At 49.1% G+C, this 19,499-nt stretch carries 22 protein-coding genes, 1 tRNA gene, 1 other RNA gene and 1 pseudogene; 13 read left to right on the forward strand and 12 right to left on the reverse strand.

What is annotated here, in order from left to right; all coding sequences use genetic code 11:
- Nucleotides 1-3: 3 nt before the first annotated feature.
- Genes J7L64_00470 through J7L64_00485 form a run of 4 tightly spaced genes read right to left on the reverse strand, consistent with a single transcriptional unit; the run spans nt 4 to nt 1,724 of the window.
- Entirely contained in the window at nt 4-414 is a 411-nt protein-coding gene (locus tag J7L64_00470; GenBank protein ID MCD6450832.1) for an OsmC family protein, read from the reverse strand.
- Between the two features lie 15 nt (nt 415-429).
- Nucleotides 430-834 carry an OsmC family protein gene (locus J7L64_00475; protein ID MCD6450833.1) on the reverse strand — a complete coding sequence of 135 codons (405 nt, stop codon included), beginning with the start codon at nt 832-834 and terminating at the stop codon, nt 430-432.
- Entirely contained in the window at nt 827-1,264 is a 438-nt protein-coding gene (locus J7L64_00480) for a PaaI family thioesterase (GenBank protein ID MCD6450834.1), read from the reverse strand. The genes J7L64_00475 and J7L64_00480 overlap by 8 nt, the downstream gene beginning before the upstream one ends.
- A complete protein-coding gene (locus J7L64_00485) occupies nt 1,254-1,724 on the reverse strand; it encodes a DUF488 domain-containing protein (GenBank protein ID MCD6450835.1) in 471 nt (156 codons plus the stop codon). The genes J7L64_00480 and J7L64_00485 overlap by 11 nt, the downstream gene beginning before the upstream one ends.
- 88 nt (nt 1,725-1,812) lie before the next feature.
- On the opposite strand from J7L64_00485, the gene tgt reads away from it, so the two are divergent.
- From tgt to J7L64_00550, 13 genes are all read left to right on the forward strand, one after another.
- The gene (gene tgt / locus J7L64_00490; GenBank protein MCD6450836.1) at nt 1,813-2,943 is read left to right on the forward strand and encodes a tRNA guanosine(34) transglycosylase Tgt; all 1,131 of its coding nucleotides are present in this window, start codon (nt 1,813-1,815) and stop codon (nt 2,941-2,943) included.
- Between the two features lie 81 nt (nt 2,944-3,024).
- On the forward strand, nt 3,025-3,336 hold the full coding sequence (gene yajC / locus J7L64_00495; protein MCD6450837.1) for a preprotein translocase subunit YajC: 312 nt from the start codon (nt 3,025-3,027) through the stop codon (nt 3,334-3,336).
- Between the two features lie 14 nt (nt 3,337-3,350).
- A complete protein-coding gene (locus J7L64_00500) occupies nt 3,351-4,019 on the forward strand; it encodes an HD domain-containing protein (GenBank protein ID MCD6450838.1) in 669 nt (222 codons plus the stop codon).
- Nucleotides 4,020-4,029: 10 nt separating this feature from the next.
- Nucleotides 4,030-5,598: a protein translocase subunit SecD gene (gene secD / locus J7L64_00505; GenBank protein ID MCD6450839.1), complete on the forward strand. Its 1,569-nt coding sequence runs from the start codon at nt 4,030-4,032 to the stop codon at nt 5,596-5,598.
- Between the two features lie 16 nt (nt 5,599-5,614).
- Nucleotides 5,615-6,778 (forward strand): protein translocase subunit SecF, encoded by a 1,164-nt coding sequence (secF, locus tag J7L64_00510; GenBank protein MCD6450840.1) that lies wholly within the window; start codon nt 5,615-5,617, stop codon nt 6,776-6,778.
- An 18-nt stretch (nt 6,779-6,796) separates the two neighbouring features.
- A complete protein-coding gene (locus tag J7L64_00515) occupies nt 6,797-7,306 on the forward strand; it encodes a DUF456 domain-containing protein (protein ID MCD6450841.1) in 510 nt (169 codons plus the stop codon).
- A gap of 133 nt (nt 7,307-7,439) precedes the next feature.
- Nucleotides 7,440-8,108: a MotA/TolQ/ExbB proton channel family protein gene (locus tag J7L64_00520; GenBank protein MCD6450842.1), complete on the forward strand. Its 669-nt coding sequence runs from the start codon at nt 7,440-7,442 to the stop codon at nt 8,106-8,108.
- Nucleotides 8,109-8,552 (forward strand): biopolymer transporter ExbD, encoded by a 444-nt coding sequence (locus J7L64_00525; protein ID MCD6450843.1) that lies wholly within the window; start codon nt 8,109-8,111, stop codon nt 8,550-8,552. It abuts the gene before it with no gap.
- The gene (locus J7L64_00530) at nt 8,549-9,268 is read left to right on the forward strand and encodes a TonB family protein (protein MCD6450844.1); all 720 of its coding nucleotides are present in this window, start codon (nt 8,549-8,551) and stop codon (nt 9,266-9,268) included. Before J7L64_00525 ends, J7L64_00530 begins: the two co-directional genes overlap by 4 nt.
- 12 nt (nt 9,269-9,280) lie before the next feature.
- Nucleotides 9,281-10,582: a Tol-Pal system beta propeller repeat protein TolB gene (tolB, locus tag J7L64_00535; protein MCD6450845.1), complete on the forward strand. Its 1,302-nt coding sequence runs from the start codon at nt 9,281-9,283 to the stop codon at nt 10,580-10,582.
- A 24-nt stretch (nt 10,583-10,606) separates the two neighbouring features.
- The gene (gene pal / locus J7L64_00540) at nt 10,607-11,173 is read left to right on the forward strand and encodes a peptidoglycan-associated lipoprotein Pal (protein ID MCD6450846.1); all 567 of its coding nucleotides are present in this window, start codon (nt 10,607-10,609) and stop codon (nt 11,171-11,173) included.
- Between the two features lie 21 nt (nt 11,174-11,194).
- The gene (gene ybgF, locus J7L64_00545) at nt 11,195-12,007 is read left to right on the forward strand and encodes a tol-pal system protein YbgF (GenBank protein MCD6450847.1); all 813 of its coding nucleotides are present in this window, start codon (nt 11,195-11,197) and stop codon (nt 12,005-12,007) included.
- A gap of 16 nt (nt 12,008-12,023) precedes the next feature.
- Complete coding sequence (locus J7L64_00550) at nt 12,024-12,425, forward strand: single-stranded DNA-binding protein (GenBank protein ID MCD6450848.1); 402 nt, start codon at nt 12,024-12,026, stop codon at nt 12,423-12,425.
- A gap of 8 nt (nt 12,426-12,433) precedes the next feature.
- Here J7L64_00550 and J7L64_00555 read toward each other — a convergent pair whose 3' ends face one another.
- From J7L64_00555 to nadB, 8 genes and pseudogenes are all read right to left on the reverse strand, one after another.
- Entirely contained in the window at nt 12,434-13,162 is a 729-nt protein-coding gene (locus J7L64_00555; protein ID MCD6450849.1) for a DUF4388 domain-containing protein, read from the reverse strand.
- Between the two features lie 22 nt (nt 13,163-13,184).
- Nucleotides 13,185-13,549: RNase P RNA component class A (rnpB, locus tag J7L64_00560), an RNA gene on the reverse strand.
- A gap of 18 nt (nt 13,550-13,567) precedes the next feature.
- Complete coding sequence (locus J7L64_00565) at nt 13,568-14,935, reverse strand: sigma-54-dependent Fis family transcriptional regulator (GenBank protein ID MCD6450850.1); 1,368 nt, start codon at nt 14,933-14,935, stop codon at nt 13,568-13,570.
- Nucleotides 14,932-16,302, reverse strand: a complete 1,371-nt coding sequence (locus tag J7L64_00570) for a Do family serine endopeptidase (protein MCD6450851.1) — start codon at nt 16,300-16,302, stop codon at nt 14,932-14,934. Before J7L64_00570 ends, J7L64_00565 begins: the two co-directional genes overlap by 4 nt.
- 117 nt (nt 16,303-16,419) lie before the next feature.
- A complete protein-coding gene (locus tag J7L64_00575) occupies nt 16,420-16,626 on the reverse strand; it encodes a hypothetical protein (GenBank protein ID MCD6450852.1) in 207 nt (68 codons plus the stop codon).
- Between the two features lie 135 nt (nt 16,627-16,761).
- The gene (locus tag J7L64_00580) at nt 16,762-17,655 is read right to left on the reverse strand and encodes a phosphoribosylaminoimidazolesuccinocarboxamide synthase (protein MCD6450853.1); all 894 of its coding nucleotides are present in this window, start codon (nt 17,653-17,655) and stop codon (nt 16,762-16,764) included.
- 48 nt (nt 17,656-17,703) lie between these two features.
- Nucleotides 17,704-17,779: transfer RNA gene (locus J7L64_00585), tRNA-Phe, on the reverse strand.
- Nucleotides 17,780-17,911: 132 nt separating this feature from the next.
- A pseudogene (gene nadB, locus J7L64_00590) lies at nt 17,912-19,482 on the reverse strand (L-aspartate oxidase).
- Nucleotides 19,483-19,499: the final 17 nt, after the last annotated feature.

Below are 19,499 nucleotides of genomic sequence, written 5' to 3' on the forward strand. Positions count from 1 at the left end.
TTTTCAATCCTCCTCGATTATCTCGAACCGGCTTTTTATCTCTATATCCTCCCGCAAGGAAGCCAATGCACCACAGTACTTTTCCTGCGAGAGCTCTATTGCATGGTTCACCCTCTCCTCAGGGATCCCTTTGCCATATACCCTGTATAAAAGCTCGATCTTTTTGTATCGCTTAGGATGATCAGACGCCCGTTCCCCTTCTATCTCTACCTCGAATCTTCTTACTTTGAGCTTCATTTTCTCAAGGATGGATATCACATCCATCCCACTACAGCCAGCAATGGCAATGAGCAGGAGCTCCATCGGGGAGGGGCCTCCCTCCTTCCCCCCTCTAAGGGCAAGGGGAGCACCAGTTTCCACCTCCCCCAAGAAGCCAAGACCTTCGCCGACCCATTTTATCTTCGCCTTAGGCATCGTCGACCCTCCATCTCAAGCCTTGATTATCTCGTAGGTGGTTTCCATTTCAATATCCTTGTTGAGGGAATGGAGCACCCGACAGTATTTCTCCTCGGTGAGCTCGATCGCCCGTTTGAGCTTTTCCTCAGGGATATCCCCGAATACCCGGTAAACGGTGATTATCCTTTTGAAACGCTTGGGATCCTCAGCAACCAACTCTCCCTTTAACTCCACCTCGGCGTCCACCAAATTTACCCGCATCTTTTGAAGGATGGGGACGGTATATACCAAAAAACAACCGCCAAGGGCAATGAGGACAAACTCCATCGGGGAGGGGCCTCCCTCCTTTGTTGGTCTCAATATAAACTCATGCCCTGTTCCCGAATGGGCAGAAATAGCCAAACCATCTTTCGTCCATTTAAGCTTCGCTTCAGGCATCTCTTTCTCCTTTATCTCTGATGATCTTATAATTAACCGTTCCTTTAGCTATCAAAAAACCGGTTTCATTGAACACAGCTACCTCTCCCACCGCGATGCGCCTTCCCACACGAAGGGGATTAGCCCGGGCGATTAGCATAGTTCCTCTCTCCCCGGGAATAAGAAAGTTAACCGTAAGGGAAATCGAGGCGAGCTGAGCCCCTTCGGGTAATTCTGGGTAGATAGCGAAGGCGGCTACGGTATCGATAAGGGTAGCGATAACCCCCCCATGGGCGAAGCCGTACATATGGGTGTGGTTCTCCTCGAGCTCGATCCGCATCTCCGCTTCCCCTCGTGCCACCTTAGTAAGCCTCATCCCCAGCTTATAGGGGAAATTATCCTTCTGATACATCCTTTCGATCTCGGCAATCCTGTCCTTGCTAAGCTCCATCAACCTTCTCCTTCTTAAAAAGATGGGTCTCCTCCTCCCGAGGGGACCAGGTCCGCTCCTCATCTATTATGTGGACTACCTTAAAGCCTAATCGGGTAAGCTCGCGGGCGATAAATCGGCGATGACACCGCCAAGGAAACCGCTCAGCACAGACGATAGCGGTAGGCTCACTCTCCCCTTCAGCCACGAGCTTAGCCAAGCCTCGCTTGAATGATTCGGTCGTCTGGTATCTCTCATATCCCCCCTTTCGATAACCACCAAGCTCCTCACCGAACCAAAGATATCTCATCCCCCTTCGGTTCGCCTCCGAGGCAAGAGCCTCACGAGAAAAATAAGGAAATCGACTCTTGGGAAACCTTCTCACATCAGCAATCAATTTGATTCCCCATCTTGCAAGAAGGGAGAAAAACTCATCCTTCTCCCTGATACTCGTTCCCACAGTGTAAATAACCCGCCTCATCTCACAAGGTATATACCACAGATCAAACCGATTAACAAGAAGAGGGCATCCTTGACTCCTTTCTCCCCCTCAATTACAATGTTTCCTTGTGAAAGAGGGAAAAGAATTCGAGATAGTAAGGAAGGACAAAAAGACAAAAGCACGGAAGGGGAAACTTCATACTGCTCACGGAATAGTAGAGACCCCAGTGTTTATGCCGGTGGGCACCCAGGGAACGGTAAAATCGCTTACCCCAAAAGACCTGGAGGAGCTCGGTGTATCCATCCTCTTAGCCAATGCCTATCATATCTACCTTCAACCAGGGATCGAAGTGGTAAAGGAACTGGGAGGCCTCCACCGGTTCATCAATTGGAACGGTCCCATTCTTACCGACTCTGGGGGGTTCCAGATATACAGCTTAGGGGTATTAGCCAAGGTGAAGGAGGAAGGGGTCTATTTCAAATCTCACCTCGATGGCTCAAGCCATTTTCTCTCGCCGGAACTTTCGATCGAGATCCAACACTCCTTAGGAGCAGATATCATAATGACCCTTGATCATTGCCTCGCCTACCCCTCAGATAGGGAGATGATTGCGGAAGCGATGAGGCGAAGCCTCCGCTGGGCGAAACGCTCTTACGAAGAATGGAAACGACTAGGCCCTGAGAACCATCTGCTCTTCGGCATATCCCAAGGCGGGGTGTATGAGGACCTCCGCGAAGAAAGCATAGAGGGGCTTTTAAGGATAGACTTCTCCGGTTACGCGCTCGGTGGGCTGAGTGTAGGCGAACCTAAGGAAAAGATGTATGAGATAATAGAGTTTCTCTCTTTCCTTCTTCCCGAGGAAAAACCACGGTATATAATGGGGCTTGGCGCCTTTGACGACCTCTTCCAAGCAATAGCGGCGGGATATGACATGTTCGATTGCGTGCTTCCCACAAGGAATGCCCGCAATGGCTGCCTTTTCACCTCACGGGGAAAGGTGGTAATAAAACACAGCAAGTACAACAAAGACCCTCGCCCCATCGATGAAGAGTGCGGATGCTATACCTGTCGAAACTTCTCCCGGGCATACCTCCGGCATCTTTTTGTCGCTAAGGAGCTCCTCTTTCCCATCCTTGCTACTTATCATAACCTGCACTTTTACCTTGACACATTCAGGAAGATAAGGCAAGCTATAGCAAAGGGGGAGTTTACAGAATATCGGGAGCGATTTTTGAAAAGATTGAATGAAGGTGATTGAAGGGATGGTGCTTTAAAAGCACTTCCTTCAATTTTTTTATCAACAATTATCCTAAACTTTTAAGGTGGAGGGAAAAGGGATATGTGGTTTAATCTGATGCTCTTTCAACAAAAACAACCCTCGGGTGGAGGGTTCTTAGGATTGGTCCCTCTAATTTTGATATTTATCATTTTCTACTTCCTTCTCATCGCCCCAATGAAGCGAAGGCAGAAAAAACTTCAGGAGATGATAAACAACCTCAAGGTGGGAGATAAAGTGATAACCACTGGAGGGATATATGGCAAAGTGGTAGGAATTGGTAGGGACCACATCCAGCTCAAGATAGCGGATAAGGTGAAGATCGATGTCGCCAAGCAGGCGATAGCAGGACTTCAACCCGAAGATAGAGAATAATCAAAAGAGGAGATATGAAAAAAGAGATCCATCTCTCAGAGGTAATGGAAAACCCCAAGGTGAAGGAACTCCTCAGGGTTGCCGATTCCTACCTTGATAGGATAGGCTACACCGAACACGGTTTTCGTCATGCCCGGCTTACTGCCAAAACGGCACGAAACATCCTGGAGAAGCTTGACTATTCGAGAAAGGAAGCGGAGCTTGCTGCCATCGCTGGCTATCTTCATGACATCGGCAACTTTCTGGGAAGAAGGGCTCATCCATCAGCGGGGGCGCTTCTTGCCAAAGATATCCTCTCAGAGATGGGGATGTCTTTTTCCGAGGTAATAGCGGTGATGCAAGCTATATCTAACCATGAAGAGGATAGCGGAACCTCAACCGATCCCATCTCAGCAGCAGTGGTCATCGCCGACAAGGCGGATGTTCATCGCTCCCGGGTGCGAAATCCGCGATTTATCAAGTTCGATGTACACGATAGGGTGAACTATGCGGTCACCTCCTCCAAACTTACCGTAGAGTCAGCCAAAAGAACAATAACCCTTAATTTAGAGATCGATACCGAGATCTCTCCGGTAATGGAGTATTTCGAGATATTCCTCTCCCGGATGGTGGTCTGCCGCCGAGCAGGGGATATCTTGAATGCAAAATTTCAACTAATAATAAACGGTGCCCAATTGATATGAGGGGGAATCGATGAGAAAAAACATCAAAACAAGGATAATATTTATCCTAATTGTGGTGGGCTTATGCGTTTTGTCCTTTTATCCTCCCCAAAAGAAGATAAAGTTGGGTCTCGATCTCAAGGGAGGAAGTCATTTGGTACTTGAGGTAAATGTGGATGAATCAGTGAAAGCGGAATTATCCCAGTTGAGAGATAGTATTGCCGCTGAGCTCAACGACAAATCCATCCCCTTTGACAATGTGAGGCTTAAGCCCGATCTAACCATCGAGATAACCGCCAATCGGGAAGAGCGGGCGGCGATAAAGACAATAGTTGATAAAAACTTCCCCGTTCTTGACTTCAAGGTAGAGCCAGGGAGTCCATCTCGCTTTCTCCTCGTCCCCAAGCAAGCCTACATCCGCGATATAAAAGAGAAAACGATGCGCCAGACCCTAAATACTCTGAGAAACCGAGTGGACGCCTTCGGTGTGGAAGAACCGACAATAGAAAGGCAGGGAATAGGAGGGAATCGGATCGTGCTTGAGCTCCCTGGAGTTGATGATCCGGAGCGGATAAAAGAGCGACTGAAGACAGTGGCTCAGCTCGAATGGAAAGAGGTGGTGGCTGGTCCCTTCCCTTCCAAAGAAGCAGCTCTATCCGCCTACGGAGGAAAGGTGCCTGAAGGGATGGAGCTTCTAAGCTACACCCCGAGAAGAGGGATGCAAACAGGGAAAACGGAATATTACCTCTTGAAGAAAAAGCCCATCGTCTCTGGGAAAGACCTTAAAAATGCAAGGAGGGGGACCGATGAAAACGGCTTTCCTGCGGTCGACTTCTCCTTAAGTCCCGAGGGGGGAAGGAAGTTTGCTCGGTTCACTGAAAAACATGTCGGCGATCTGGTAGCTATCGTGCTCGACAACGAGATTCAATCGGTACCGGTGGTGAAAACGAGGATCGGCTCCAGAGGGCAGATCACCGGCAACTTCACCCAGCAGGAGGCGCAGGACCTTGCCCTTCTCCTCCGCGCTGGGGCTTTGCCCGCTTCGATGCGCTATATTGAGGAAAGAACGGTAGGTCCTTCACTGGGCTGGGATTCAATAAGGAAAGGCGTCATCGCCGCCATCATTGGGCTTTTAGCGGTATTGATATTTATGCCCATCTATTACAAATGGGCGGGGCTGAATGCAGATGTTGCCCTTATCCTTAATATGGTGATCATCCTTGGGGTACTCGCCTACTTCCGAGCAACGCTCACCCTTCCTGGCATCGCCGGGTTGATCCTAACAATAGGTATGTCGGTGGATGCCAATGTGCTCATATTCGAGCGGATAAGGGAGGAGCTAAGGCTTGGTAAAACGGTCCGTTCTGCAGTGGATGCGGGATTTAACAAAGCGTTCTGGACCATCTTCGACGCCAATCTCACCACCCTCATTGCTGCCTTATTCCTCTTCCAGTTCGGGACCGGTCCCATCAAAGGATTTGCGGTCACTCTGAGCATCGGTATTATCGCCAGTATGTTCACCGCCATCTATGTCTCGAGAACAATATTCGAGATCATCCTTCAAACAAAGGGAAGGCGAATTGAAAAATTGAGCATTTAGGGAAGGAGAAAGAACAATGCAGTGGCTGGTTGGGACTAATATCGATTTCTTAGGGAAGAAATTTATCTTCCTTTCTATCTCAGTGGGGCTCATAATAATTGGCGCTATTTACCTCTCCCTGTATGGACTGAACTATGGGATAGACTTCGCTGGGGGCACTATGCTTCGCGTCCGGTTTGTCAATCCTCCTGGGGTAGGAGAGATAAGAAAGAAGATAGAAGCCCTCAATCTGGGCGATACGGTCATCCAAACATTTGGCGATAACCATGAACTTCTCATTCGAGTGGAGAATGTAGCGAGGAAGGAAGCAGCAGGGAGTGAGAAGACAGTAGCTCTAATAGTCAACGCATTGAGAAACAAGGAAGATAAATTAAGGGAAAATGAAGGTAAGTTAGACCTCAACGAGGTGGGAGCAGCCATCATAGGAAAGAAACTCGCAGAGATCGATCCGTTAAATAAAGGCGATGAGACCCTTTATCAGAAGATCGGAAGGAAAATCATCAACTTCAGGAAAACTAACAACGGGGTTATCACAAGCTTTGAAGATTTAAAAAAGGTGGAAGGCGTCACCGAACCAGTCATCTCAGCGCTCAAGGACCATTTTTATCTCGGGAGCTTCACTGTCACCAATACGGAGATGGTTGGTCCCAAGGTAGGGGCAGACCTAAGGAAAAAAGCTATATCCGCTCTTACCCTTGCTCTGATTGGAATGCTCATCTACATAACCCTCCGCTTCCAGTTCTACTTCGCGGTAGGAGCCATTATAGCTCTCGCCCACGACGCCTTTATCTCCGCCTCTCTCTTTGCTATGAGCGGTGGGGAGTTCAACCTTCCCATCATAGCTGCTCTGCTCACCGTGGTCGGTTATTCGATAAACGATACCATCGTCGTCTACGACCGGATAAGGGATAATATGAGGCTAATGAGGAAGGATCCGTTGGAGAAGATTATGAATAGGAGCATCAATCAGACCCTGAGCCGTACTATCCTTACCTCCTTCACCACCTTCATCGTTGTCTTGGCTCTTTATCTTTTTGGTAGCGAGACCATTAAGGGGTTCGCCTTGGTCCTCATCATCGGGATAATTGTGGGAACCTACTCCTCAATATACATCGCAAGCCCAATAGCCCTCTTCCTGAACCGAATAAGGGAGAAAAAGGCAAAGAAAAAAAGAAGATAACCTCTATTAAATGCAGTGATGACCTTTCTCCATATATTAGGCTATATTGGGTTCTATCTTTTACTTGTGGTGGGGTTGGTTGCCATCATCTTCACCTTGCCTGGTAACTTTATCATCTTTGGGGGCGCCCTGTTATACGCCATCCTTACTGACTTTTCTAAGATCGGGTGGCGACTTCTTCTAACCTTGGGGCTAATGGCTACTGCATCTGAGCTCTTCGAGTATGTTCTGGGAGTAGTAGGGGCAAAGAGGTGGGGGGCAAGCAAATGGGGAATCATCGGTGCTCTAATTGGGGCAATAATAGGCTCCATAGTTCTTGCTCCCTTGTTTTTCGGCATTGGGGCGCTAATTGGGCTCTTCGCTGGTGCCTTCCTCGGTGCCTCCATTGCGGAGCTGATACGAGGTATCTCGCCGGATAAAGCCTTCCGTGCTGGTTTAGGAGCATTGGTAGGAAGAATTGGAGCCACCTTACTCAAGCTGGTTATCGGAGTGACGATGATATTTCTGATAGTGAAAGCTACTATCTAACCCCAACTTATTGACTTACGCGGAGATGAATGTTATTCTCTCGTAAGGTAAGGAGGATAATTTGTTTCCCGGGTTGGTATTGGCTCAACTGGTCACTGTAAAAAGGTTTTTTTCCGAAGACATCCTTTCCCTTATAGTTTTGGCAGAACCAGTGGGAAAGGCGGTTCTTCTCATACTTCTCTTCTTCTCCATAATCTCCTTATCAATAATATTCGAAAAATCAAGGGCGATAAAGAGAGCAAGGATAAAGAGCCGTGAATTCCTTCGGATATTTAGGAAAAGCGGCAAATTCTCCGAAGTAAACGCCGCCTGTGGTAAACTGAGGGAAAGTCCATTAGTGGGTCTATTCCTTGCTGGATTTAACGAATTGAACTATCAGCTAAAAACCGGATATGCTGCTCAAATGTCCCAAGGGAACCCGGAGGTGAAGGTAACCATTCGCTCGATGGAGGCCATCGCTCGTGCCCTACAACGGGCAGCCTCTCTTGAGATAAACAAGCTGGAGCGGGGATTGAATTTTCTGGCGACAACGGCGAGCGTTGCCCCCTTCTTCGGCCTCTTTGGCACGGTGTGGGGGATAATCACCGCCTTCCACCGGATCGGGGTCCAAGGGACAGCAAGCCTCTCTGCCATCGCTCCAGGGATAGCGGCTGCTCTCATCACCACTGCCTTCGGTCTTGTGGTCGCCATCCCCGCAGTGATCGGCTACAATCACCTCCTCAATAAGATAAAGATATTGTCCTCCGAAATGGACGATTTTATCCTGGAATTCATAACCATAGCCGAAAGGAATTTTACCTAAATGGCACCGCTCGAACTTCCCTCTAAGGAGACGAGAACCACCGGGGCACTCTCTCAGATAAATCTAACCCCTCTAATCGATGTCGCCCTTACCCTGCTGATCATATTTATGATAACCGCTCCCTTTATGTACCGGGGGATCGATGTAAATGTCCCCCAAACAAAAAGTGGAAAACCAACCAACGAGCAACGGGTAATGATAACCATCACCAAAGAAGGGAGGGTGTTTGTAAACGACCAGCCGGTACTTATATCCATCCTCCCCCAGAGATTAAAGGAACTTGCTGTAGTCACTGAGAACCGTCCTGTATTCCTTCGAGCAGACAAGGAGGTCCCTTATGGCAAGGTGATGGAGGTTATGGATCTTCTAAAGGAAGCGGGGATCGAGAAGGTCGGTTTGATAACCACCCCCCCGAGCAAACTGCTTAATAAGAAGAAACGATGAACGGGGTAAACCGTGTTTTAGAAAGAAGAAAAAGGATAAAGGAACATTTCACCTTCGGGGTCATCCTATCACTTCTGCTCCATAGCGCGGTAGCAGCTTTTATAATCCTCGCCCCTCGCTGGACCTCCTCAAAGGAAGAACGGTACATCACCGTGGAACTCATCAGCCTGCCAAAGCCTGCCCGGACTGCGAAGAAGAAGGCAGCGGTAATGAAAATAAAGGAGGAAGCACCGAAACCTCCTAAGAAAGAGGAGAAAACGCTCGTCCTCCCGAAAGAGGGAAAAAAGAGAGAAAGGGAGAGGGAAAAACCGGTTAAGAGGGAGAAGGTCAAGAAACAGAGCGAAAGAAAACCTATCCCCCCTAAACAAATGGGGAGGGAAGCGACCATCAGTGGAGGATTACGGGGAGGGGATATAAGCTTATTAAACATCCATAATATCCGTTTCCTCTGGTATCAGACGATCGTTACCTCCATCCTCCGCTCCAATTGGGCAACTGCGGTCGCTGGGGAGGAGGCAAGGGGGAAGAAGGTGGTGGTGATGTTCACCATAAAGAAAAATGGAGAGATCTCCGGGGTGAAGTTGGTAAAAAGATCAGGGATTTTCACCTTGGATCAGGCGGTTCTCAGAGCCATCTTAAACTCCAGCCCATTACCACCGATCCCGGAGGAGTTTGGAAAGGAGGAACTCATTGCTGAATATGAATTCGTGTATTAGGGGGGAGAAGGGATGAAGAAAAGGAGCTTTTCCCTTATTGCAATCCTATTAATGATAAGCGCCACCGTCTTTTCTCAGCAGGTTGATCTAAAAGGGCTGATAGAGAGGAAGGGGGCAAGGAGGATAAGGATCGCCATCCCGGAACTGGTCATCCGGAGCGAGAAGAGCCAAAAGCTACTGACCGCCGCCTCGGCTATCGTTTCCTCATTGAAATACGACCTCGACTTCTCCCTTGTTTTCTCGGTAATCGGAAGGGAGGAGATGTCCTCTCTCCCTCCGTTCGACGATAGGGCTTTCTCCTTCTCTGCTTTTGAGGGGATAGGCGCCGAAGCGTTGGTAGCGGGGAATATCCGTTTAGAGGGGGGAAAGCTGGTATTAGAAGTCCGGGTCTACGATGTAAAGACGAGACAGATGATATTGGGTAAGAGATACCGAGGAGAACTCTCTCAAGCCCGTTACATCGCTCATACCTTAGCTGATGAGATCGTACTCCGCTACACTGGAAAACCTGGGATAGCGAGGAGCAAGATCGCCTTCTCCTCCGATAGAACGGGGGCAAAGGAGCTCTTCCTGATGGACTACGACGGAGCAAATGTGAGGCAGGTGACCAATTTCAAATCGATCACTATCTTCCCCGCTCTATCCCCTGATGGAAAGAGGATCGCCTTCACCTCGTTCTTCTCCGGCTTCCCCCGACTCTATCTCCTTACCTTAGCCTTGGGTGAGGTGAAGACCCTCTTCAGTGCTTCGGGATTGAACTCCACCCCCAGTTGGTCTCCCGATGGGAAGAAGATCGCCTTCACCTCAAGCAAGGACGGAAATGCAGAGATATACATCCTTGATCTTGAAACGGGCAAGTTGAAGCGGATCACCCATTCCCCTGCTATCGATACCAACCCTTGCTTTTCCCCTACAGGGAGAGAGATCGCCTTCACCTCGAGCAGGAGCGGTTCCCCCCAGATATACATCGTGGATGTGGATGGAGCCAATCTGAGAAGGCTCACCTACCAGGGACAGTATAACGATGGCGCTACCTGGTCCCCTGATGGGCTCAAGATAGCTTATGCCTCCCGCTTTGGTGTGCGCTTCGACATCTTTATGATAAACTTAAAGGAGAATGTGCCCTACCGGCTGACCATAGATGCGGGAAGCAATGAGAGCCCTGCCTGGTCGCCGGATGGGAAACATATCGTCTTTTCCTCGAACCGGGATGGACGATATCATATATATGTGATGAATGCTGATGGCACTGATCAGCGTCGGCTAACAAGAAAGGGAAATAATTTTACCCCCTCCTGGAGTAGGGGGGAATAAAAAGGTGGAGGAAAGTAAGTGCTTATGAAAGGGAAAGGGTTAATATCTTTGGGAATCGGGGTGTTAGTTACCCTTCTCCTATTTGGGTGTGGCGGGAAGAAAGCGAAGACAATAGAGACCCCTCCTCCAGTTCCCACCGTGGAGAAACAAACTCCTAAGGAAACGATAAAGAGGAAACCAGCAGCCGTCATCAAGCCGATAAAGGGGAAGGAGGTCGATATCAGTACCCTATCTATGGATGAGCTCAATGAGCTGGGTTTCCTGAAGGACATCCACTTCGACTTCGACAAGTACAACATAAAACCGGAAGAAGCGAGGATACTTGAGGAAAACGCCCGCTGGCTTAAGGCACATCCTACGGTGAAGATAATAATAGAAGGTCATTGCGACGAACGGGGAACCAATGAGTACAATCTCGCTTTAGGTGAGAAAAGAGCGAGGGCGGCGTACAACTATCTGGTAGCCCTGGGAATCGACCCCTCACGGATGAAGATAATAAGCTATGGAGAGGAGATGCCCATAGACCCAGGGCATAATGAAATCGCCTGGGCAAAGAACCGCCGGGCTCACTTTTTGATCGTAGCGAAGTAATAAAGAAAGGAGGTATTAAGATTGAGAAAAGGCAGGGTTATCTTTCTATCGCTCCTACTCTCCTCCCTAATATTCGCCGGCTGCGGTCCCAACAAGGAGATCCTCAAGATGCAGGATGACATCGCAAAGATCGAGCGGGAGATCCAACTCATCAAGCAAAAACAGGAGGAGATCGAAGGAACCCTAAACAGCACTAAGGAGAACCTTTATTCCGAGATAGAAAAGATCCAAAAAATCCAAGCAGACTCCCTCCTTAAGATAGACGGGCTCAACACCAACTACCAGATCCTATCGGAGAAGCTCGATGATACCAACTACCGCCTTTCCTCCCTCTCTCAGGAAATCTCCAATATAAAGATCCGGTTGAAGCAACCCCAGGAGATATATCAGCCAGTGCCCCCGGCGGAGAAGAAGGAAGCACCCACCCCTTCTACCCCACCATCGACTACCGCCTCTCCGGAGGAGCTGTATAATCAAGCACGAGCCGATCTCCTCCGAGGAAATTACGATTTAGCAATAGCTGGATTCCAGGAATTCATCAAACGGTACCCCGAACACGAGCTCGCCGACAATGCTCAATACTGGCTCGGGGAGTGTTACTATGCCCAGGAGATGTTTGACCAGGCAGCTTCTGAGTTCGACAAGGTGATCACCAACTATCCCCGAGGGGACAAGGTACCCAGCGCCTATCTTAAGAAGGGGTTTTGCTACTTCGAATTGAACCAAACCGCTCGTGGGGTTATCGTTCTCCAACAGCTGATAAAGCTCTATCCCAACTCGAATGAGGCGAAGATCGCTCGGGAGAGGCTACGCAGTCTTGGATTAAGACCCTAAAAGAGGGAGCCGGAAGATGGCACGAGGTCTTAATCGGGTTTTCCTCATCGGAAGGTTGGGAAGGGACCCGGAACTAAGGAGCACCCCGACAGGACAACAGGTAGCCAATTTTACCTTAGCCACCGATGAGGTCTGGCTTGACAAAAATAACCAGTGGCAACAACGAACCGAGTGGCACCGGATAGTTGCCTGGGGTAGATTAGCTGAATTCTCCCATCAATACCTTGCTAAGGGAAAGCTGGTCTTTGTAGAGGGAAGGCTCCAAAGCAGAAGCTGGGAAGACAGAGAGGGAAACAAACGCACCACTACCGAGATAAGGGCGAATCGAATAATCATCCTCGAAAAGAAGGGGGAAACGGTTCCTGAAGAAGAGGTAATACCGGACGAGGTTCCTCCTGACGACGACATTCCATTCTGAACCAAGGATTAAACCGTACTCTCCTCTCGAACTTTGATCAAACCGAGAAGGAGCAAGCCGGTGATAATCTGTTTCACCTTAAGGGGAGGGATATCAACGAGGGGGTAAATATCCCCAAACCTTCTTCTCCCATCTATCTTGGTAATTACCAAATCCACCTCCTTCTCGAACATAAGTCGTTTATAGCCGTCCAGAAACCGATCAGCCAAGGCGAGGACTTTATCATCATCTGGAAGATGATGATTTAGCCAGTTCTCATTATTTATGTGACGAACGACATCGAAAACCAGCTGATAAGAATTGATGGGGAGCTTTATCATCCGCTCTGGAAGGTACCCCTCACGAAGCAAATAGCTTCCTTCATCCCAAAGGAAAAGGCTGAGTACGATCCTCCCCAATTGGAGCTTAAGTGCCCAGAGAAGGGTTTTAGGTGATATATATCCCAAATCAAGAAGCACCTTGCCCAAAGTCTTCTCCGGACCTACCTCCGCCAACGCCTTATTGAGCTTCTCCTCCGTTATCTTCCCCGTCTTGACCAAAAGATAACCCAATTTGTCCTCAGCCTGATTGGAGGAGGCATAGACCACCTTGCCATAAAAAAGGTAGACGACTTTGGTAATCTCCCCCCTTCTCAACCGAAGTTCCCCGGTATACTTCCTGTCGATCAAAGAGACGAGGAGGTGGGGAAACGAATAGGGGACAAGTTCACCTTTTACTAACGACCCTTCTCTCTCCAATTTCGCCTCACAAAACCCTTAACACCGGAGTAGATCATAAGCCGGATTCTGTCCCCACCTTTTAGGTGGGTGATGATCATTCATCTTGGGTGCTGGTTTCCCAGCACCTCATGCGGCCTACCCGGAGGCATCGTGCGGGCCACACTCAAGCGCCTCCCTATTTGGCCTTGCTCCGTGTGGGGTTTACCCTGCCTCCGGCATCACTGCCAGAGCGGTGCGCTCTTACCGCACCATTTCACCCTTACCTCGCTTAAAAGCGAGGCGGTGTAGTTTCTGTGGCACTTTCCTTGGGGTCACCCCCACTGGGTATTACCCAGCACACTGCCCTCTGGAGTCCGGACTTTCCTCCGACACCCTCAAAGCGTCGGCGATCATCGGATCTACTCCGGTGGGTAAGAACCAAAATTAATCCCCCAATCTTGAGGTAACGATACCGTACTGCCTCATTTTTTTATAGAGATTGCTTCGAGGGGTGTCAAGAGCCTCTGCCGTCTTCGATATATTAAACCCGCATTCCTTGAGTTTGGCTAAGATGAACTCCCGTTCCGCAAGCTGGCGAAACTCTCGAAGGCTTCTTGCCTTGAAGAGATCGCCCATTTGCCTTGGCGAAGGTTCTCCCAATGCCCTCAATACCTCTTTTTCATCCACCACCTCCTTCGAGCTTAATATAAGGATCCGCTCCACCGTGTTTTTGAGCTCTCGGACATTTCCGGGCCAACGATGATTGACGAATACCTCCATTGCCCCCTTAGTGTAGCTCCTCTTCCTAAAATTATTCTTGGCACAAAACTCCCTGGTAAAATAATCAACGAGAATAGGGATATCCTCCCGCCGTTCCCGAAGCGGGGGGACATATATCGGCACTACATTCAACCGATAAAATAGCTCTTCGCGGAAATTCCCTTTCTCTATCTCCCTCTTAAGGTCCTTGTTGGTGGCGGCGATAACCCGAACATCTACCTTTATCGTCCGATTGCTCCCTATCCGCTCCACCTCTCCTTCCTGAAGCACCCGCAACAACTTAGCCTGAGTCTTAAGACTCATATCACCGACCTCGTCGAGAAAAAGGGTTCCCCTATCTGCCAGTTCAAACTTGCCTATCTTCCGCTCGGTGGCACCGGTAAACGACCCCTTCTCATGACCGAATAGCTCGCTCTCAATCAGATCGTCCGGGATAGCGGCGCAGTTAACCTGAACAAACCGCTCCCTTCTTCGGGGGCTGGTCTCATGGATCGCCCGGGCGACCAGCTCCTTACCCACCCCACTCTCCCCGGTGATGAGTATAGTGGCAGCGGTCGGTGCTGCCATCTCTATCTCCCGCCAGATCTTCCTTATCGCTTCCGACCTTCCCACCATCTCATAATCCTTGGCAAAGCGAAGTTTCAACTCGCGATTCTCCTCGGTGAGCCTCTTTTGTTTGAGAGCATTTCTTATCACCAAAAGGAGCTTCTCCCGCTCGAGAGGCTTTTCCAAGAAGTCGAAGGCGCCAAGCCGGGTAGCCTCTACTGCGGTAGCTATGGTCCCATGACCCGAAATGACCACCACCTGGGTATCAATCCCTTCCTCCTTCAGTCGCCGTAAAAGTTCAAGCCCATCCATCCCAGGCATCTTTATATCAAGGAGAAGTAGATCGGGCTTCTCCTCTGTCAGAAGAGATAGGGCGGAGGTGCCATCGGCAGCCTCTATATACTCATAGCCCTCGTATTCGAGAATTAGACGAAGGGTATCGCGAATACCCTCTTCATCGTCTACTACCAGAATTCGCCCTTTCATCGTTTTACCCTCAGCGCTACATAGCGGGATAACACCCCACCGTAGGCATCAACCGAAGAGATATAAAGGATAACTACCCTCCCCCGCATCGCCCTCTTCAACTCCCTTTTATAATCCTTTACCGAACTCACCTTTACCCCGTTCACCTCCTGAATAAGATCTCCTCTCTTTAGCCCCACCTCAACCGCTTGAGAAAGGGGATAAATACGGGAAATAGTCACTCCCTTGATCTTCCTTCCAAACCTCCGAGCGAGGGCTTCCTTCAGCTCAGCCACCTCAATCCCAAGCGGTGGTCCTTTAACCTCCTTTTTACCCTTGCCCTTTCCCTTCAATCGGGTAGATTGAGGTGACCGTTTGAGTACCGCAAAGAGGGTGAGCTTCCTTCTTCCCCTCATTATAACTAAGGGGACCCTTTTACCAGGAGGGGTACCCGCCACCGCCGGATAGAGCTCCTTGGGAGAGGTTATCCTTCTTCCATTGAAGGAGATGATCACATCTCCCCTCCTTATCCCTGTCTTCTCAGCAGCACTTCCTGGCTCCACCATACCCACCAAAGCGCCCTTGGTGACACCGAGCTTAAGCCCATAGGCGAGCTCTGGAGTGATCTCCTGAGGATAAACCCCAAGATAGCCATACTCCACCCTCCCTTTGGCAATCAACTGAGGAATAACCCTCTTCGCGATGTTTATCGGAATGGCAAAACCTAAGTTCTCTGAGTTGGCAATGATCAGGGTGTTTATCCCTATAACCTCGCCTCTAATGTTTATCAACGGTCCTCCGGAATTCCCGAAGTTTATTGCAGCATCGGTCTGGATGTAATTCCTAAAAGCAGTATTGGGAGAACCCAATGTCCTCTCCTTGGCACTAACCACTCCCACGGTTACCGTGTGCTCAAGGCCACTTGGATTGCCGATGGCAATAACCCATTCTCCTACCTTTATTTTGTCCGAATCACCAAGTCTAACCGTAGGAAGACGCCCTTTCGCCTCTATCTTTATAAGGGCGATATCGGTTGCCTCATCTCTCCCTATAACCCTCGCCACAAATTGACTTCCATCCGCCAACCGCACCAAGATCTTGTCCGCTCTCTTTACCACATGGCTGTTGGTCACTATATAACCTGCAGGACTCACGATGAAACCAGAACCAGCAGCCCGGCTAACCCTGCTCCCTCCTCCCTCAGGGAAGAAAAAATCCCATAGATTCCCTTTGGTCTTGCCAGGCTCGATCAGGGTATAGGTGGTGATGTTCACCACCGCTGGGTTCACTTTAGCAGCAATCTCAGAGAAATCGCCTAAAGGAGGTCGTACCTTCTGCAAAAATGGATAGGGGAAATGAAAGAAAATAACTATTAATGCTGAAGCCACAAGATACTTTTTCATCTTATTGGAAATAAAAATTATCCTTTTTCCTCAAACAATTACATAATAAACTTTTTAGCGAATTAAGTCAAGAGAAGGGACTTTATAGAGAGGGAATAATTACTATCTCTTTTTGAAATGGAGAGCTTTGAGCTTATTCCTCAAAGTATTTCGATGGATACCAAGTACCTTAGCCGCATGGATCATCCTTTTACCATTCCTCTCAAGAACCTTGAGGATGAACCTCTTTTCAAACTCACTCATCGCCTCCCTAAGGGTGATACCTCGATCTATCATCTCTGAGATCAATTCATCAAGCTTACTCTGCATCTCTCCCTCCGCAGATACTCTGCCCTCCCTCGTTTCCCCCACCTTTAGCCTGCCAGGATAGAAAGATATAAATTGATGTTAATTTTATATCACGAGTAAATTTGAAGTGTCAACCCCATTTTCCCAAAATTCTTCTTATAACTCCTCCCTACCCGTAAGTCGGCGGTAAGCTTCAAGATATTTCTCCCGCGTCTTCTCAACGATATCAGGAGGAAGCTCGGGAACAGGAGGTTTCTTATCCCAACCGATGCTCTCGAGATAGTCGCGCACAAACTGCTTATCAAAACTCACCTGAGAACCACCCGGCTGATAGCTCGCTCGAGGCCAGAAGCGGGAAGAATCGGGGGTGAGTATCTCATCGATCAGGATCAACTCTCCATCAATAATGCCGAACTCAAACTTGGTATCAGCGATGATGATACCTCGGGATTCTCCATAAGAGGAAGCGGTCTTATATATCTCGAGGCTTATATCCCTTATCTTCTGTGAAAGCTCCTTGCCCACCAATCGCACCATCTCCTCATAGGATATATTGACATCATGTCCTGAGCTCGCCTTGGTCGCTGGAGTAAATATCGGCTGGGGAAGCCTCGCTCCCTCAGGAAGCCCTTTAGGAAGAGGAACTCCACTTACCGATCCTTTCTCCCGATACTCCTTGAAACCACCACCCGCAAGATACCCCCGAACAACACATTCTACATCGATCCTTTCCGCCTTCTTAACAAGCATAGATCGCTTCTCAAGCACCTCCCGAAATCCTCTAAGCTCCCTTGGAAACTGATCTACATCCCCGGTTATAAGGTGGTTTTCCACTATACCTGAGGTGAAATCGAACCAAAATAGGGAAAGCTGGGTGAGGATCTTTCCTTTATCGGGGATGGGGGTAGGAAGGATGTAATCAAAGGCAGAAATACGATCAGTAGCTACGATAAGCAGATGTTCGCCGAGATCAAAGACTTCGCGAACCTTACCCCTACGAAAGAGAGGAACACCGGGAAGGTCCACCCTTGCTACTGGTTGCACAGACATAAAAACTACTCCTTCTTTCTTAGGTTAAATTTAAGAAAGAAAAATAAATGGTGCCTCCGGGTGGAGTCGAACCACCGACGCAGGGATTTTCAGTCCCTCGCTCTACCACCTGAGCTACAGAGGCACCCGCCACTTATAAATTTATAGAATGAAAAACCGCCTTGTCAACCCCTTTTTCGCAGGATTTTTTAAGAGGTAGTATACTCTCATATCGCCGTAATGTATAGAGTAATGTCAAGAAAAACCATATATCAAACTAACGAAAACTAAGAGTATCATCCTTTTGGATCGAGTGTTTGAGGAAATTCACATCGTCATGTTCCGGGAAGTCGGAGCGATAATGTCCTCCCCGCGATTCCTCCCGGGCAAGCGCCGCTCGAGTAATAAGTCGAGCTACGGTAATGATGTTTACTGTCTCCAGTGCTTCACGGGAAGAAAGGGACAAAGGAGAGGGAAGCTCGATTGAGGAAATGTGAGAAAGAGCGGAAGAGAGCTTCTCGCCATCGCGGATTATCCCCACCTTCTCCCACATAAGTTTGGTTATCTCCTCCCGGATGGAGGTGAAATCAATTGTGGAAGATGAACCTTTAATAAATGGAAGCGCTACCTCAACCTTATCAGGCAGGGGGGCGGATCTTCTATTATCGTTTCCCCTGCCCGGGCACCATAGACCAAACCTTCAAGAAGTGAATTGGAGGCGAGACGGTTCGCCCCATGGACACCAGTACAGGCTACCTCTCCTGCAGCATATAGGTTCTCGATGCTTGTTCTTCCAAAGGTATCAGTTCTCACCCCCCCCATCATATAATGGGCTGCCGGACGGACTGGAATGGGATCTTTAGTAATGTCTATATTATAGAAGAGGCAAGTCTCGTATATCTTGGGAAAGCGATGACGAAGGAACTTCCGGTCGAGATGAGTGAGATCAAGAAATACATGGGATGCTCCCGTCCTCCTCATTTCGGTGATTATCGCCCTGCTCACTACATCCCGCGGGGCAAGCTCTGCCTGAGGATGATATCGCTCCATAAACAGCTTCCCCTCTATGTTCCGCAGGAGTCCCCCTTCCCCTCTCAATGCCTCGGAGAGGAGAAACCGCGGGGCACCGGGAACGAAAAGGGAAGTGGGATGAAACTGAACGAACTCCATATCCATCATCTCGGCACCGGCGCGAAAGGCGATCGCCATCCCATCGCCAGTGGCAAAGGAAGGATTGGTAGTCTCAGAATAGACCCTGCCACAACCGCCGGTAGCCAGAAGCACCGCCCGAGAACAAAGAAGATATCGCTTCCCACTCTTTTCATCAATATAACTCACCCCCAAACATCTTCCATCCACGGTTATCAACTCGATGGTATAGCTCCGGGGAAGAAACTTTATATTTTTAATGGTCTTCGCCTTCTTCAATAGAGCACGGACGATCTCCTTCCCTGTAGAATCACCATGAGCATGGAGGATGCGACGGCGAGAATGAGCTGCCTCTTTGGTGAAGGCAAGTTTCGTCCCTTCCCTATCGAACTCCGTTCCCCAGGCGATGAGTTCGGTGATGTAGCGGGGTCCCTCGGAAACAAGTATTCGTACCGCCTCTTCATTACACAACCCATCGCCCGCTTTTATCGTATCCTCAAAATGAAGCCTCACCTCATCCTCGTCAGAGAGGGCAACAGCTATCCCCCCTTGGGCGTATTCGGTGTTTGATTCCGATGGCTCATCCTTACACAAAACAAAAACCTCGCCACCCTTGGCGAGCTCTATCGCACCACGAAGTCCAGCGATACCACTCCCTACCACTACGAAGTCGACCTTATAAATCTCTTCGCTCTTCATCTTTATTACCACAACAA

This window comes from Acidobacteriota bacterium, from assembly GCA_021161905.1.
Taxonomy (GTDB): Bacteria; Acidobacteriota; B3-B38; order Guanabaribacteriales; family JAGGZT01; genus JAGGZT01.